At 36.1% G+C, this 16,455-nt stretch carries 20 protein-coding genes and 1 pseudogene; 1 reads left to right on the top strand and 20 read right to left on the bottom strand.

Annotation, left to right across the window (positions count from 1 at the left end; translation table 11 throughout):
- Nucleotides 1-124: 124 nt before the first annotated feature.
- From J7W16_RS10505 to J7W16_RS10480, 6 genes are all read right to left on the bottom strand, one after another.
- Nucleotides 125-1,627 carry a malate:quinone oxidoreductase gene (locus J7W16_RS10505; RefSeq protein WP_210597272.1) on the bottom strand — a complete coding sequence of 501 codons (1,503 nt, stop codon included), beginning with the start codon at nt 1,625-1,627 and terminating at the stop codon, nt 125-127.
- Nucleotides 1,628-1,858: 231 nt separating this feature from the next.
- On the bottom strand, nt 1,859-2,308 hold the full coding sequence (locus J7W16_RS10500; RefSeq protein WP_210597271.1) for a YhfM domain-containing protein: 450 nt from the start codon (nt 2,306-2,308) through the stop codon (nt 1,859-1,861).
- The gene (locus tag J7W16_RS10495; RefSeq protein WP_210597270.1) at nt 2,301-3,059 is read right to left on the bottom strand and encodes an HAAS domain-containing protein; all 759 of its coding nucleotides are present in this window, start codon (nt 3,057-3,059) and stop codon (nt 2,301-2,303) included. Before J7W16_RS10495 ends, J7W16_RS10500 begins: the two co-directional genes overlap by 8 nt.
- 2 nt (nt 3,060-3,061) lie before the next feature.
- Entirely contained in the window at nt 3,062-3,388 is a 327-nt protein-coding gene (locus J7W16_RS10490; RefSeq protein ID WP_210597269.1) for a PadR family transcriptional regulator, read from the bottom strand.
- Nucleotides 3,389-3,555: 167 nt separating this feature from the next.
- Nucleotides 3,556-3,729 carry a hypothetical protein gene (locus J7W16_RS10485; protein ID WP_210597268.1) on the bottom strand — a complete coding sequence of 58 codons (174 nt, stop codon included), beginning with the start codon at nt 3,727-3,729 and terminating at the stop codon, nt 3,556-3,558.
- Nucleotides 3,713-4,291, bottom strand: a complete 579-nt coding sequence (locus tag J7W16_RS10480) for a GNAT family N-acetyltransferase (RefSeq protein WP_210597267.1) — start codon at nt 4,289-4,291, stop codon at nt 3,713-3,715. Before J7W16_RS10480 ends, J7W16_RS10485 begins: the two co-directional genes overlap by 17 nt.
- Nucleotides 4,292-4,432: 141 nt before the next feature.
- On the opposite strand from J7W16_RS10480, the gene J7W16_RS10475 reads away from it, so the two are divergent.
- Nucleotides 4,433-4,654, top strand: a complete 222-nt coding sequence (locus J7W16_RS10475) for a DUF5391 family protein (protein WP_210597266.1) — start codon at nt 4,433-4,435, stop codon at nt 4,652-4,654.
- A 21-nt stretch (nt 4,655-4,675) separates the two neighbouring features.
- Here J7W16_RS10475 and J7W16_RS10470 read toward each other — a convergent pair whose 3' ends face one another.
- From J7W16_RS10470 to J7W16_RS10405, 14 genes and pseudogenes are all read right to left on the bottom strand, one after another.
- Nucleotides 4,676-5,314 (bottom strand): pyridoxamine 5'-phosphate oxidase family protein, encoded by a 639-nt coding sequence (locus tag J7W16_RS10470; protein WP_210597265.1) that lies wholly within the window; start codon nt 5,312-5,314, stop codon nt 4,676-4,678.
- A 142-nt stretch (nt 5,315-5,456) separates the two neighbouring features.
- Entirely contained in the window at nt 5,457-7,757 is a 2,301-nt protein-coding gene (locus tag J7W16_RS10465) for a sensor domain-containing protein (protein WP_210597264.1), read from the bottom strand.
- Between the two features lie 281 nt (nt 7,758-8,038).
- Nucleotides 8,039-8,767 carry an AAA family ATPase gene (locus J7W16_RS10460; RefSeq protein ID WP_210597263.1) on the bottom strand — a complete coding sequence of 243 codons (729 nt, stop codon included), beginning with the start codon at nt 8,765-8,767 and terminating at the stop codon, nt 8,039-8,041.
- 33 nt (nt 8,768-8,800) lie between these two features.
- Nucleotides 8,801-9,466: an HAD family hydrolase gene (locus J7W16_RS10455; RefSeq protein WP_210597262.1), complete on the bottom strand. Its 666-nt coding sequence runs from the start codon at nt 9,464-9,466 to the stop codon at nt 8,801-8,803.
- A gap of 113 nt (nt 9,467-9,579) precedes the next feature.
- A complete protein-coding gene (abc-f, locus tag J7W16_RS10450) occupies nt 9,580-11,211 on the bottom strand; it encodes a ribosomal protection-like ABC-F family protein (RefSeq protein WP_210597628.1) in 1,632 nt (543 codons plus the stop codon).
- A gap of 308 nt (nt 11,212-11,519) precedes the next feature.
- Nucleotides 11,520-11,708, bottom strand: a complete 189-nt coding sequence (locus J7W16_RS10445; protein WP_210597261.1) for a DUF4083 family protein — start codon at nt 11,706-11,708, stop codon at nt 11,520-11,522.
- Between the two features lies 1 nt (nt 11,709).
- Nucleotides 11,710-12,441, bottom strand: a complete 732-nt coding sequence (locus tag J7W16_RS10440; RefSeq protein WP_210597260.1) for an alpha/beta fold hydrolase — start codon at nt 12,439-12,441, stop codon at nt 11,710-11,712.
- Nucleotides 12,442-12,467: 26 nt separating this feature from the next.
- Nucleotides 12,468-12,674: a hypothetical protein gene (locus J7W16_RS10435; protein ID WP_210597259.1), complete on the bottom strand. Its 207-nt coding sequence runs from the start codon at nt 12,672-12,674 to the stop codon at nt 12,468-12,470.
- 26 nt (nt 12,675-12,700) lie between these two features.
- The gene (locus tag J7W16_RS10430) at nt 12,701-13,075 is read right to left on the bottom strand and encodes a GrpB family protein (protein ID WP_210597258.1); all 375 of its coding nucleotides are present in this window, start codon (nt 13,073-13,075) and stop codon (nt 12,701-12,703) included.
- A 20-nt stretch (nt 13,076-13,095) separates the two neighbouring features.
- Nucleotides 13,096-13,353, bottom strand: coding sequence for a hypothetical protein (locus J7W16_RS10425; protein ID WP_210597257.1), 258 nt, complete (start codon nt 13,351-13,353; stop codon nt 13,096-13,098).
- Between the two features lie 20 nt (nt 13,354-13,373).
- A pseudogene (locus J7W16_RS10420) lies at nt 13,374-13,531 on the bottom strand (GNAT family N-acetyltransferase); the annotation flags it as partial.
- A gap of 4 nt (nt 13,532-13,535) precedes the next feature.
- A complete protein-coding gene (locus tag J7W16_RS10415) occupies nt 13,536-14,156 on the bottom strand; it encodes an NUDIX hydrolase (RefSeq protein WP_210597256.1) in 621 nt (206 codons plus the stop codon).
- A 503-nt stretch (nt 14,157-14,659) separates the two neighbouring features.
- Nucleotides 14,660-15,769, bottom strand: a complete 1,110-nt coding sequence (locus J7W16_RS10410) for a sensor histidine kinase (protein ID WP_210597255.1) — start codon at nt 15,767-15,769, stop codon at nt 14,660-14,662.
- Nucleotides 15,759-16,445 carry a response regulator transcription factor gene (locus J7W16_RS10405; protein WP_210597627.1) on the bottom strand — a complete coding sequence of 229 codons (687 nt, stop codon included), beginning with the start codon at nt 16,443-16,445 and terminating at the stop codon, nt 15,759-15,761. The genes J7W16_RS10410 and J7W16_RS10405 overlap by 11 nt, the downstream gene beginning before the upstream one ends.
- Nucleotides 16,446-16,455 lie beyond the last annotated feature (10 nt).

Here is a 16,455-nt window from a genome sequence, read left to right as displayed (position 1 = left end):
CCCTTCTTCATCCAAGTAGCATGTCTTAGTAGGCAAACTAAAACCATCATAAAAATGCGATCACCCTTTTGTGAGCAATCGCATCGCATGTTTAGAAATTTTTAATAACGGAACTCATCTTAACTTAATTTAAAACCGACTCTTTTTCACGTAACCGAAGTGTCTTGGCAGTTGAAGAATGGACCTCATTCAAAAGCTCTGGATTATCCATTAAAGCCAAGCCATAAGAGGGAATCATTTCTTTGATTTTAGGTTCCCATTCTTTCATATGCTGCGGGAAACATTTGTTAATGATCTCAAGCATAACATTTGCTGCTGTAGAAGCACCTGGAGAGGCACCCAGTAATGCTGCAATTGATCCATCCTCACCGGTAATCACTTCTGTCCCAAATTGCAGTGTTCCCTTGCCGCCAGTTTCAGTGTCTTTAATTACCTGTACGCGTTGACCTGCAACGACTAGATCCCATTCCTCAGTTTTGGCATTAGGAATAAATTCGCGTAGCTCTTCCATACGCTGTTCTTTCGATAACATAACTTGCTGAATAAGGTATTTTGTCAATGACATCTCTTTTGCACCTGCAGCCAGCATTGTTAGAATATTATAAGGCTTAACAGAAGTTACTAAATCGAACATTGACCCTGTTTTTAAGAATTTCGGTGTAAAGCCAGCAAACGGTCCAAACAGTAGTGACTTTTTATCGTCAATATATCTCGTATCCAGATGCGGAACAGACATTGGCGGAGCACCAACTTTTGCTTTGCCGTACACTTTTGCATGATGCAGTTTGATAACATCCGGATTATTACAGACCATAAATAGTCCACTTACTGGGAAGCCTCCAATATGCTTTCTTTCAGGAATACCAGACTTCTGCAGTAGGTGTAGACTACCTCCTCCACCGCCGATAAAGACGAACTTAGCTGTATGATTTTCAATCGCACCGCTCTGTTCATTACGTACCTTGACTTCCCATAAACCATCGCTCGTTCGTTTAATATCATTTACACTATGCTTATAGTGAATATCAACATTCTCACTCTCTAGGTGCTCAAATAGCATTCGAGTTAATGCACCAAAGTTAACATCCGTACCCGTGTCAATTTTGGTAGCGGCAATTGGATCCTTTGAAGTTCGATCCTTCATAACTAACGGAAGCCATTCCTTCAGCTTTTCAGGATCATCAGAGAATTCCATCCCAGCGAATAATGGATTATTTGATAACGCTTTAAAACGTTTCTTTAAGAAATTTACATTCTGTTCACCCTGGACTAAACTAATATGAGGCATCGGCATAATAAAGTCCTTTGGATTATCGATCAGCTTGCGATTTACAAGGAAAGACCAAAATTGCATAGAGATCTGAAAATTCTCATTAACTGTAATCGCTTTACTAATGTCTATTGATCCATCTGATTTTTCAGTCGTATAGTTTAGCTCACATAATGCGGCATGACCTGTTCCAGCATTATTCCATTCGTTAGAGCTTTCCTCACCCGCTTTTGCGAGCTTCTCAAACATAGTGATTTTCCATTCTGGTACTAGTTCTTTCAAGATTGTCCCTAAAGTTGCACTCATAATTCCGGCGCCAATTAAAATGACGTCTGTTTTAGTATCTACGCTGTTCATTTTTATCAACCTTTTCCTTTAAAATTTGTAAAAAAGATGCAGCATGACTCTAATCACATCTTTTCTTGCCTATTTAAACGATATGATAGTGAACTAAATTTATTATATAGATTAAGATATCTACTATTATATGATAATTATTAGTTAATTAAAAGGCTGGTAAAAAGTTTAGCATCCTCGTAACATTTATCAAAGAGTACATTCACCACGATATGCACTCATCACTACACTTTAATTTTCTTTGTGAATCAATTCTCTTAGTTGATTGGTAGCTTGAGATGAAGAAGTGTAGGATTCTCCTTCCCCAGTTAAATAAGTTAAGACACTTTCTTCATCTTCATTACCTAACCACAAATGGATTGCATGCTTAGGAAATTCATCACCGTATGAGACAACGATATCATAGTCAGGTTGATTGTTAATATCTCGTTTTTGACTAACTGAAGTTTGGATAATCTGCCTAATTCTTTCTATGGATTCCTTATCTTCTATTGAAATGAGGATGTCCTCATTAACGGCACCATCCCCATTTGACAGTGAGATCTCAACCATTGTTATCTTCTCATCCAGTAGTGTCATCGTATCACCTTGATTTAGACAACCTGACAGGATGAAAGCACATATAGAAATTAACGCTAACGCCACTCCTCCCTCAATTCCCAAAGTCAGCAATCTAGACATTCTGCTCTTTTCTTTTCTCCATTTTCAATACGATAAGAAAGTAAATCAAGAATAGAAGTGGGGTAGCAATACTTGTTAAAATAAGCCTTCTTTCCTCTGATAAATTAGTTGTGTTGATAAGAATTTCCGGTACGAACAAAATCAACGGAAGAATGATGGAAATCCATGTTTTACTCCAAACTGATATTCCGATAAACACCATTATTGTTACAATGATGGTTGCTACATTCCCCGCCTGATTGAAATGGATTGTCGGCGTTTCAAATGACCTATCGAATAAGAGTAAGCCAACAAATAAAACTAATGGGGTGAAACCAAGTAATGCAAACAACAAATATTCGTTTGTTTTTGAAATTTTTGTACTGGCAACGTATTTAAAGGTGATTATCGTAAGTAGCAAAAATATGATCAGGATTACACTATCCCCAATTAGTTCTAATAATGAGTATTTCACCCCACCATTCAGAGCGTCACCTAACAAATGATAAGAATACACTCCTAGAATCAGAATCGGAATATATTTTAACCACCCTGTTAAATCAAATTTCATTTCATTCGCTATGTTTTTCATATATTCTTTTGGTGTTTTCCCTGTAATATCCTCTATATTTTTTCCTTGTTTCTCTGCTTCATATAAATGGTCTTCCAATTCAGCAACAATTTCTTCGATCTCTCCTTCATTTTTACCACTCGAAAATAAATACACTCTTAAATTACCTAAAAACTCACTACTTTGTTTTGATAATCTCATGATTAACCTTCCTCTCTTAATAAAAGATCGACACTGTTTGAAATCGTTCCCCATCTTTTCTTGAATTCCTCTAACTCCTTCATTCCTTCCTCTGTCAATGAATAATATTTTCTGACAGGACCACCCGAGGGGAGCTTCTTTTGACTTGTTTCCACAAGCCCTTCCTTCTTCATACGAAGTAGCAACGGATAAATACTTCCTTCACTGACCATTGAAAATCCATATGAATTTAACTTTTCCATCATTTCATATCCATAGGTTTCCCCTTTTGCAATGATTGAAAGAATGCAGCCATCTAATATTCCTTTTAACATTTGACTTGAAGACACTTACTTCACTCCTTAAGGACCAAACTAACTTGTTATGCAATATAGTTAAGCGAAGAAAATGCATAACACCAACTAACTTGTTATGCAATATAGTTTAAATTTAACAGATAGGAAAATTAAGTCAATACATTTTTTTTACTGCTTAGAAATCACCAAAACAAATAGTTTTATCTAATACGTTCTTTTTCAAACAAATAAAAAATAAGAAATCCTCCTCCAAGGAGAATAGGAAAGCCAAATATTAAATAATACCTATCTTTCGGGACTTCTAGTACCTCACCAATATAGCTAAATAGAAACATCCAAATCGCTAGTACTATATATTTACCCCATTTTTTCATTATAAGCCCCTTCAGGTTCCTTACTGTTGAGAAAATGAACAAAATCATCCCTATAAAAAGCATTTAACACACATGGTTGTCTTTCTTTATATTCAAGTTTGCCATGTTCTATAGGAAACTTAGTCTCAACATTCAGTCTGATAAATGGAAGTTTTTCTTGGGCCTTTTGTGAACGAATATTCGACTTCCTTGCACCTGCAAATACATAATTTAAATTTAATTCATTAAAAGCGATCCGTAATATAGCTATTTTCGAAGCCAGGTTGTATCCTCTTCCCCAATACTGGTGTCCGATCCATGAACCAATATGACAAGATTTAGTGACATGATCAATAAACATTAACGTAGTAATTCCTATTACTTTGCTATTTTCATCAAGAATTACTCGTGACACTGTCTTGCCCTCAGCTTCTTCTAAAATCATAGACTTAATAAATTGTTTCGTACTTTCAATCGTTCCGTCTGGAAGTCCTAATGCATCTTTAACTGGTGGGTCCGAGGACAGGTCGTAAATCCGCTCGCAAAAATCGTCGCAATGAGGCACTAATTGAACGTTGACCATATATTCAACACCTTTCCTTCAGCTTTTGTTACACTCTAAATACTAAATAATGTTATTAAGATCGAAATAAAACGTTTAACGCATTATCCAAAAAATGGTATTTTATTGGTATATGTAATAGAAATAAAGGAGAGATATCTTATGAAAAATAATGATTCAAAATCCAGTATTGTTTTATTAACCCTGCTATCTGCTTTTCTTTTCTGCTCCATGATAGTAGTGGGTTCCCTTTCACCACTTGCTGATTTGGGAACAAACACAAATCAGTTCGGTGATATTGGAATGTGGTCAGCAGTAGGCTTCGTTTTAATTCTTTTTCTTCTGCCATTGATACTGTTTTTCAACCTTTCGTTCCCTAGATGATCTTCTTCTAGTCTCTACACACTAATAAAGTCTCTTAGAATAGCTTTCTTCAAGTCTTGCTTGAATACTTTCAACACTCGTATTTGGTAACTTGGCATGAGCAAATACGATTTGTGCAGCCGACGGTAATAATTCTCGGTCCATCCATGAATCCGGCTCCCACAGGTGCGAACGTTTGAAAGCCTTGGCACAATGAATGAAGCATTCCTCGACTTCTACCCCAATAGCTAAGAGCGGTTTTTTCCCGTTAACCTTCATTCTCTCAAGGAGCAAGTCATCAGTTACCAGTGTTGCTTTACCGTTCACTCGTAACGTCTCACCTAATCCTGGTATTAGAAAAAGAAGACCTACCTTAGGATTTGTTATAATATTCCTCATCGAGTCTATTCGCTTATTTCCTGGTCTTTCAGGGATAACTAACTGCTTTTCACTTAAGACTTGAACAAAGCCAGACTTGTCACCTCTTGGAGAAACATCGCAATGACCATTTTGATCAGAAGTAGAGAGAAGCACAAATGGTGATTTCGAGATGAACTCTCGACAGTTTTCATCTAAATAGGTAATCGCCTTATTTTTCACTAACTCACTAGGAAATCCAATCAGAGATCGGAGTTCTTTTTCTGTGCGAATTGTATTATTAAATTGATAGGTTTCATTCATATAAGAGCCCCCAGTAGTTTGTTTGTTCTCTCTTTAGAACACCAGCTTATACAACAACATCTATAATTATTTTAACATTAATTTCCTTTTGGAGGATAACAAAAAAACATCCCTGCACTCAGTTGCAGGAATGCCTATATAATTAATGGTGCTCTAGATACTTTATTTGACCAAGCTCAATTAGCTTCTCTTCGACCGCTTCTGCTGGGATTGGCTTACTAAATAAGTATCCCTGTAATTCATCACAACCTAACCTTCTCAACATCTCTAACTGAGAGGGTTCCTCTACACCCTCTGCAACGATAGTGAGATTAAGTTGATGTCCTATTGTTAAGATCGCTTCAACTAAATCTATTCCTTTTTCGCTTGTCATTCCTTGAATAAATGATTTATCAATCTTTAATGTATCAATAGGTAGTTTCTGTAAATAACTGAGCGAACTATATCCTTTTCCGAAATCATCTATTGAAATCCGAATACCTAATGCCTTTAACTCTATTAACTTTGCAAGGAACGATTGATTATCGTCGATTGAAATCCCTTCAGTAATTTCTAGTTCCAAACTATCATGAGCAAGACCCGTCTCTGCTAAAACACGAATAATCTCACTAATCAATCCCTCATCTTGAAATTGGACCACCGATAAATTTACAGCCATTTTGACAAATGAATACCCTTGTTGCTGCCAAATCCTCGCTTGTAAACATGCCGATCTCAGTACCCACTTACCTATTGGAATGATTAATCCTGTCTCTTCTGCTAAAGGTATGAATTCTGCCGGTGAAACGAGTCCCAAATATGGATGATTCCAACGAATTAACGCCTCGAAACCGACGACTTGACCTGTGATAATATGTATTTTCGGTTGATAATAAAGCTCCAATTCGTTGTTCTTTAATGCCTCACGAAGCCCCTTTTCTAGCAGCATATGACGAGAGAAAACTTCATTCATGCTAGGAGTATAGAATCTGAAATTGTCTTTTCCACTGTCCTTAGCAGCGTACATCGCCGTATCAGCATGCTTAATTAACGTTTCTATATTTCCCCCGTCTGATGGATAGATGCTAATCCCAATGCTAGCTGTTATGTATACCTCTTGTCCTTCAATGATAAAGACTTGTGATAACACCTCTGAAATTTTCTTTGCTACTTTGGCTGTCTTCTCTCTCGTACTATTTGGTAGAATAAACGTAAATTCATCGCCACCAAGTCGAGAAATCGTATCCAAACTGCTTATACAACCTTCCAATCTTCTTGCTACAGCTACTAGTAATAGATCACCAATGTCATGACCCAATGTATCATTAATAAATTTAAAACGGTCTAAATCAAGAAACATTAGACCTACTATATGATCATGTTGTTTCGCTGCCGAAAAGGCTTCACTCAATTCATTATAAAATAATCGCCGATTAGCTAGACCAGTCAATGTATCGTGATAGGCTAAGTATTGGACCATTTCATCAGTCTTTTTTCGCTCGGTGATATCCTTTACAACTGCATAAACACCAACAATGTTTTGATCAACTGTAATTGGCATAACCGTTACATTCACTTCCAGAACATCCTTCTCACTATTCATTATTCGTGATTCGAAAGTCTGTGGTTCTCCTTTAATTGTTTGTTTAAATTGCTTGATTACTTGGTCAACCTCATCATCAGCCATTACATCTCTATACGATTTTTGAAGAAGTTCTCTCTCTTCGTACCCGATTATTGTTTCTGCAACAGCGTTCGCACCTAAGAAGCGTCCATTTACATCAATCCAAAACACCATATCTGGATTATGCTTGAATAGGGATTTAAATCTTTGCTCACTAACAGCTAACCTCTGTTCAGTCCATCTACGCTGTGTCGCATCCTGGGCCATCATTAAGTATAGGACAGTGTCATGTGAAGAAAGTTGTACTGGTTTTCCATTAAATAATAAAACCCGTAATGGCTTCCCCTTTGGCATCACCCAAACTTCCTGATTATAGACAGATTCTCCATGTAGAATTTTTGAAATTGGTAGATCTTCCTTTAATAGATGCGATGTCCAATTAGGGTAGTATAATCCATACACCTCACTACATTGCTCGAGCGGATCCTTTATTTCTGAAATGCCAAATGTCCGAGCAGCTTCATTTGAATAAAGGACTTGTCCCTGTTTATCATAGATTGTAATGCCATCTTCCATATTTTCAAGCACACTATTGCCGAATGACTCATTAAATCTCAACTTTTCTTTAATTTCAGCTAATCGTTTTAGATAATGATAGAAGATATAAACAATGATCAAGAAAGATAAGAGCCTTATAGTTGGCTCATAAATTGTGTTGCTAACATTCAAACCACTTAATTCAAGAATCTCTTTCATGAAAGTTAAACTGAAAAAGATACTAATAATTTTGAAATTCTTTTTTAAGATCTTAAGTACATTCTTGCTACCAATTGTTCTCATATCCCACCCCATAAAACAATTAGGGTAACCTTTAGAAATTATCATATTCTATTATGACAAGAACGATAGATTACTTATTTACCTGATTGCTCATTCTCTCTCTAATTATATATTACTCCTTACACTGATAATGATTATCAATTTCAATTTTAAATGAAGGTTCTTGCTTGGTCAATCTTTTTCATTATCTATAAGGAAAGTAGCTCAAATCAAAAACGAAGTCATTTTTAACGACTTCGTTAAGATCTAGTAAAAATCGATTATGATTGTTAATCTTATACCTATTCATCATCATCTCGAAACAATTCAGACAAAAACCTTTGACGATTTTGCAAAAAATAACTTGTTATTTGATAATGCTCTGTCATTTCATAGTCAATCTTTGAGATCCGATCATCATCAAAGCTTAGTATATCTGCTTCTGGATATCCGAGTAGAATGGGAGAATGTGTTGCGATAACAAACTGAGCATTCCCTGTAGATGCTAAGTCATGAATGATTTTTAGGAAGGTTAATTGTCTAGCTGGTGACAAGGCCGCCTCTGGCTCGTCCAAAAGATAGATTGCCTCACCTTTGAAGCGATGGAGAAATAGTGAGAGAAATGATTCCCCATGTGATTGTTCATGTAAAGAACGCCCGCCGTACGCACTTAAAATAGACGGATCAAGTTCATCAATATGCGTGGCAAAATTATAAAAAGATTCAGCACGTAAAAAAAAGCCATTTGATACTTTCGGTAACCATGAAAGTCTGATATAGTCACCTAGCACCGATTCCGACTTATGGACATCATACAAATTATTTCGTCCACCACCAGCAGTATTGAACTCACATTTGTCTGCAATCGCTTCTAACAAGGTTGATTTACCAGAACCATTTTCTCCGACAAAGAAGGTTACATTTTTTTCTAATTGAATTTCATCAAGGTTTTTTATCGATGGAATCGAAAAAGGAAACCGGTTAGTGGAAGGGACCTTTTCTTGTAAAAGTGTTATTCTTTTCAAAAACATTTTTATCACCCGCGGATAGTATAGTAGCTCGCATTAAACCTTATGTTGTTTAACAATTACACGTAGTTCAGCCAAATCTTCTATGGTGTAATCTGAAGCGACATGTTCCCATTGGAAATTCTTCTTCCAAATCCCAATCATCCCAACCTTTTTAGCTGCTCGGATATCGTTCTCTGGATGATCTCCTACAAAGACACATTCCCCCGGTTCTACACCTAATGATTGTATCGCTCTATTAAAAATCTCCTGGTCTGGTTTTTTTATTCCTTCCCATTCAGATATTAGGATTACATTAAAGTACTCTTTAATAGCCAAAGCGTTGATATTGTCCATTTGAAACTGACCATATCCATTTGTAATCATACCTAGAAGAAGATTGTTTTCTTTTAAAGTAACTAGCATCTCAGTTAAGTGAGGAAAAGGAATGCAGTAATTCTTAAACTCTTTCTTATAATCCTCTAGTAGTTGTTCCGGAGTGATGCCATTAATACTATATTCTTCAACTAGTTGCTGATAGACTCTATCCTTCCAGACATATCCTCGCATATCAAGTTCGATAAAACGGTTAACGTATGTAGCTTTTTCAATATGTCCTAGAAAATCAATCAATCGATCATACTGATTGCAGATAAACTGTTTGACCGATTCATCTCTATTCAATAAAGTTCCATCTAAATCAAATATAGCTGCTTTAATCATCGATCTTTCCCCCTCTCTCGAAAAGCTCTCCTATAACGATCTTAGCACCTATTCCTTAAAATGGAAATAAGAAATGCGTCTCTGCTATAACTGCAAAGAACGCATCAAAAACGCTACTTCAATTCATTAATCTGCTTGGTTAAGTCTTTAAAACGCTTATCAAGACCACAGTATTCCTTATCATCTACTGTCATATAACTGAGCTTCCCTAACACTTCTTGTCTTTCTGTCTCAAGAGTAAGCAGTACTTCATCATAATGTTCTAATTCTTCTAATGGTTCTTTCCATTGCTTTTGGACGCTTCCATTTACGAGCACAAGCTTGCTAGTTGTTGTCTTATCAAGAAAATAACGATCATGTGAGACAATGAGTAGCGTACCAGAATATTCAGCTAACGTATTCTCAAGCTGCTCACGCGATGGTAAATCAAGGTGGTTCGTTGGCTCATCTAAAATGAGTACATCTTTATTTTCAATAATATATCCCATTAGTTTACACTTCACCCGCTCGCCCATACTCATATTCTTAATAGGTTCCGTCCATTGAGAAGCACTAAATCCTAAATGCTTCATCAGTGTTTGAATCTTCCCTCTTTTTTCAAATGCTCCAGTATAAAACAATTGCTCCGGTGTTTGCTCAAGTGGTAAATCAAAGACTTCTTGTGTTAGATAACCGACTTTCGCTGAGGGCGATAGCCAAACTTCTCCTTCTGTCGTTTCCTCCGCCATAATAAGTTTCAAGAATGTCGTCTTTCCTGACCCATTCGGTCCAATAATTGCTATCTTTTCACCATGTTGGATCGTGAAATTCACATTTTCAAACAGTGTTCTGTCACCAAAAGCTTTTCTTACGTTTTTCACTTCTAAAAAACGTTTTCCAACCTTAGCGTTCGCGTTCAATGAAAAATACACCTCATGATCTAGTTCAGGTCGTTCAGCTTTTGCTTTTTTAAGCTCCATTTCTAGACGCTTTTGTTTTGATTTGATCTGTGCGTCCATACGCTTCGCTTTTACACGATAATGTTCTTTAAACCCTTCCTTTTTCGTCGATTGGCTATGGGCTTTTTGTGACCAAGACTCAAGCTCACTCATTTGCCCCTTAATCTGTTCAATCATTTTTTGTTGCTTTTCGTATTCACGTTGCTCTGTCAATTTCTTCTGTTTCCTAGCGTCCATATAGCTAGAATAATTCCCTTTATGTTCAATTAATTTAGTGTCTTCAATTGACCAGATTTTCGTTGCAACAGCATCTAAGAAATAACGATCATGCGAGACAAAGACAATCGTTCCTTTGTATGCTTCAATTTGATGTTTGAGCAATTCAGTACTTTGATTATCAAGATGGTTGGTTGGCTCATCTAAAAGTAAAAGATCTGCCTCCATTGAAAAACCTTTGGCAAGTCTCGCCTTTAATCTTTCACCACCACTTAATTGCGAAAAATGATGATTAGGTACCCTCCACTTATCTAAGAGCTTCTTCTCCATAGGTTGATTTCGAGAGCTAGTATACTCTTCAATCTCCTGCTCGACGATCGTAATCCTTAAATTCTGGTCAAACCATTTTATTTGTCCAGCTGTTGGCATGAGATCATTGTTCAATAACTGTAGAAGCGTCGATTTCCCAGCACCATTTTTGCCAATAATCCCGATCACATCCCGCTGTTGTATACTTGCTTCGACCTCGGCAAAAATGTTAACATTTTCCACTTCATAGCCCACTTTTATTAACTTTAATAATTCCTTCAATCCATCAATCCCTCTCTTTAAAAGGGAGAACAAAAAAATCCTCCCAATTCACTTGGAAGGATTAGCCGCACCTAAAGATCACTAAATAAGAACTAGTATGATAATAATCTAGTGATTCATATAAAGGAAATGGGCAGACTAATCCAATTTCGTTAGACTTGAAATATAAAAAAATTTCAAATTTCTCAAAAGTTAGATTAGTTATACATTAGCCACCCATCTTCCCTTCTACTTTAATATTTTTAGTTTAGCACAGGTTCAGCTTCTCGCGCAAAGCATTTTAACATTTTTTAACAAAAGCATTACAGCTATTTCTTGTCCTTCTCCAACAACTCTATAATTCTATCTAGCTTCTTCTCAAGCTGATCATTTTGAACAGTGCTTTGGCTTGGTTTATTAAGGAATCTTTTTATTGCAATCCCTATAAAAATAATGAAAAAAAGGATAACCGCAAAGGAAAATATCTGATAAATGATTGACCCCCAAGGAACCTCCATACTAATTCTCCTCACTTTCAATTTGTTGATTTTTCAGAAATGCTTCTAATGTGTGTGAATATAATTCTGGTTGCTCTCTATGAACTAGGTGTCCGGCAAATGGAATAATAGCGATATGAAACGCAGGGTTTAACTGTTTATATGTGATGGCAGCCGAAACCTCTACGTTCTCTTTTTCACCTACGATACATAATGTTGGAATGGTGATCATCGATACATCACCTGTTTCGTGAAAAGGATAAAAGTCGTCTTCGCAAAAGGAATGAAGCAATGACTTCCAATCATTTCCCCCATGAATTTCACTTAGATAGTCTACTGCTTCCATGTTATTAAATAACTGTTCATATCTTTCAGCCTCTTCTCTAGAAAGCTCATTCCAATTATCTGGTTCAATTGGATAGATACCCGAAAAACTGAGGGATTTCACCTTTTCTGGATAATTCTTAGCGAAAAGTAATGCAACGATTCCACCTATTGAAACACCGGCAATATGACATTCTTCAAGGTTTAGCGAATCTAATGTGTCATGAATATCATCTGCACAATGACTAAAGTAATTTTCAATCCTTCCGTTAGACTTCCCATGCCCTCTCAAATCAGGCCGAATGACTTTATAATTATTAGCAGCAAAATAATCACTTTGCTCTTCATATTCCGTATGTCCTGTCATCCCACCAGAATGAATAAGCACTAGCGGTTCCCCTTCACCATTTATCGTTGTATGTAAGATCAAATTGTGCACCTCTTTTTGTTAATGTCTTATTTAGTAGTTGTTTCTTCAAGCTTTTTTCTTAATACATCTAACTCCTTCAATATTTCAGCATTCTGCTGTTGAAGTTGATCTAGTCTCTTATTATTATTCTCAGAAAAGGTGAAAAAAGCATCCTTCATATTCCAATAGATGCCAACAATCACTAGTATTGTCGGTACTCCGAGTAGTAAAATATCTACAAAGCTTACTGTCATCCCAATCCCTCCTCATTAAATACGGTCTAGCTTAGGACATTTTTTGCTTTTTCAATTATTTCTTTAATAAAGGGTTCTTTCTTCAGTGTATATATAGATCTATCGAACGCATACTTAGATTCTCCTTTTCTAAAAAAGTACCTGCCTACTAATTCTAGTTTTGGTACATATTCAAACTCAGCTAATGGAGCAATAAGCTTAGCTACATCATCTACATCCTTGATACCGAACATTAGATCAATGATTGGTTTAGCCATTAATCTAGGTATTGAGGTGCTACCGATATGTTCAATTCCAATTATTTCTTTACCAATAGCATTGATAATTCTTTTTTTCTGATAAGCAAATTGATTCTGCCATTGGGGATTAGGTTCACTCAAATAGATTTCTGGATTCATCATCATTTATCACCTACTAAAATCTAATTTAGTTTCCTTTGATTCTGTTGAACATATAGATATACCATTACAATAATAAAAGTTGTAATCGATATCGTTACGGATGTTCTCAAAATCTCTATTATGTATTCAAATATAGTAGCCTCATGAAAGGTATGGGTATTCCCGTTAATGATCTCCTTCGTTCTATTAACATATAGAATACTGTAATACACTCCTGCAATAAGCCCATAGATTAAAGATTTCACTAATTTCTTCTCATTTTCGTGAAAAAAGTTCATGAAATAACCTCCTCACATAACTAATCAGTTGGATCTTCCCATTCCTCACGCAGTAAACCCATCCGAATTGAGTCATAATATTCACCATTATAATAGCGACACTTCCTTAATCTTGCTTCCATTTTCATACCAAGCTTCTCACCGACTTTTACCATCGCTCATTACCTGACCAGGTCGTATCTCTAAAGATTTACTCTTATCTTTTGAACAATCGTTTGATAAAACGACAATGGATGAGATACGAATTGATCTCTACCTATGTATTCATCAATTAAACATGTCGTTCCATCCTTATTCAGTTTAAATCCCTTAATGTTAATAGCCTCTCTATCACTAAGCCATAGATCAGCAAAATCCTTAAATTTCACTTTCACAATTCCTGCAACTTCTTCATCTTGAAGCGTAAAGTCTTCAAAAGCTAAATTACGCTTCAATAAAAATACATTTGCTATTTCTTTATCTATAAAATTCCCTTTCGTTTCATGATAGTTAATGACTCCTAGAGGAACCAGTTCATTAAAAGACACATTCACACCTAACTCTTCTTTAATCTCTCTCACTCCATCTTGAACCGTTTCACTTGCAAGTAAATGTCCAGCTGCAGTGATATCAAAAAGATTTGGATAGTCTTTTTTCATTTCACTCCGAAGTTGAAGCAAAAGATAATCTGTATCCCCTTCCTTGCTAACGAACCAACAATGAAACACTTCATGCCAGTAGCCTATTCGGTGTACCTCCTCACGAGTAGCAACACCGATATGGTTTTTGTTGTCATCAAAAACTTTTAACTGTTCATTTTCCATACAGACTCTCCTTACTATTATAATTTATTCCTTGTTACTTTTTTGATTGTCATTTAGTAGTTTGTGAATCACAATACAGAGAAACATCAAACCTAAGAATAAGCCATTATTGTTTGGTTCAACGTTAAAAATAAGAGGAGCTAGATACAAATCTACGATGAAAATAATTGTCGCCATGATTATTAATATTTTATAGAACATTTTTATCGCATCCAATCTATACGCTTAGTGTGACACTAGTAATCACATAACATTGTTTTTAACATATTAAGATTATTAGTAGTATATATTCCTGAGCAAATTAACTATATTATGGTAATTATAACAATAATCAAAAGTTCCTGTCTGTATTTTCATGAACAATCGAACCAAAAAAAGAGCAACCCATAGGAACTGGTTGCACATTTCGTTGCTTTATTTGATCACAGATTCTACTTCCCCAAAAATCCACATTCAGACTATTGTTTGAACAGTTATTTATTTCTATCATACTAATTATTACTTCATCGTTCTTTTAAAAGCACCACTGTAAAAGTCGTTCTCCCGTTAGCACTCTCCACTTCAATGGTTCCTTTGTGGAGGTCAATGATCCCTTTTGCAATGGCTAACCCTAATCCAGAACCCCCAGTAAAGCGAGACCGTGATTTCTCTACTCGATAAAATCGTTCAAAAATATGAGGTATATCAAAACTTGGGATGACTTGACCATAGTTTGTAATGGCAACCTTAACTGCCTTCTCGGTGTCACTAATGCTTACGTCAATTAAGGTACCTTCCTCACCATAACGAATCGCGTTTTGAAAGAGATTTTCAAATACTCTTGCAAGCTTACTTCCATCGCCATGGATGATTGCTTCCTCAGCTAATGACAATTGTCGTAATTCCATATTTGCTTCTTCCACTTGAATTCGAGTTTGAACGACTAATTGATTAATCATTTCTTCAATATCAATTTGGTCTTGTTTGAGAATGACTTGCTGATTTTGGACATATGTATAATCAAAAATATCATTAATTAACCCATGCAAGCTCGCGGTCTTATCGTGTATCACCTGAATGTAATAACGAAGCTCCACTTCATCCCTATAACGATCTTCATTAATAAGATCTAAATAGCCAATTATCGAGGTGAGTGGTGACCTAAGATCATGAGCTACATTCGTGATAAGTTCACTCTTCGTCTGTTCAGCTTTTTTCACATCTTCGATTGCCTGTTCGGCTCTTATCATTATTTGCTCAATACCCCTAGCAAGTGATTGGAATTCTTCTGTCTCTGAAATAGTTCCCGAGAATTGTTTCCCTCCAGCTAATTGCTGAACATTTTCCGTTATTTTTTTCAAATGAAACACCAGATACTGTTTTCGCTCATATAGATAAAAGAGTAGTAAATATAAGCACATGACCATTCCATAAAATATGAAAACGACAAACAAATGGAAATAAGATAGGACAATAAATAAACTCTCAAAAAATCTTGATTCGTCCTCTAAATACCACACAACAGGAAATAGAATAACTACTGTACCCATCGCGAGGAAAAATGAGAGAAGAATATACCCTAAAATCTTCCACTTAGGTACAAAACGAATGACTTTAATCAGATTATTTTTCAATTTTATACCCAACTCCCCAAACCGTTTGGATAATCACTTCCCCGGGCAAAGCCGCTTCGATTTTATCGCGAAGATTGCTAATATGGACCATTACGGTTTTGTTTGATCCAGTACCATCTTCATTCCAGATTTTTTCAAATATCTCTTCAGATGCAAAGACACGTCCTCGATTTTTGGCTAGTAGAAATAGAATATTGAATTCAATTGCCGTGAGCTTAATTACAACTCCAGCTGCCATCACCGTATGACTTTGTTTATCAACTTCTAAGGAACCAATTTGTATCACATCCTCTTCAGTCACTAAAGATTTGTAATTCGCTCGTCGGAGGAGGGCTTTAACCCTTGCTGTTAACTCTAAAGGATTAAACGGTTTACTCATATAATCATCTGCTCCTGTCATTAAGCCGACAATCTTGTCCATATCTTCAACCTTTGCACTGATCATTAGGATTGGAACTTGATTTGTTTTGCGGATATGTTTGCAAAGCTCTAGCCCATCCATCCTTGGCATCATAATATCTAGTATGATGAGGTCTGCAGGAGCACGCTCTATAAGTTTTAGTGCTTCTAGTCCGTCTCCTGCTTTTTCAATTTCATATCCTTCATTCTTGAGATACACTTCGATTAACTCAGCTATATGCTGATCATCATCTACAATGACTATTCTCGTCATCAGCTTTGCCTCC

The organism is Halalkalibacter suaedae (assembly GCF_017939705.1).
Classification (GTDB): Bacteria; Bacillota; Bacilli; order Bacillales; family Bacillaceae_D; genus Halalkalibacter; species Halalkalibacter suaedae.
Note: the sequence above shows the minus strand (reverse complement) of the source record. Positions and strands in the feature narration are given on the sequence as shown.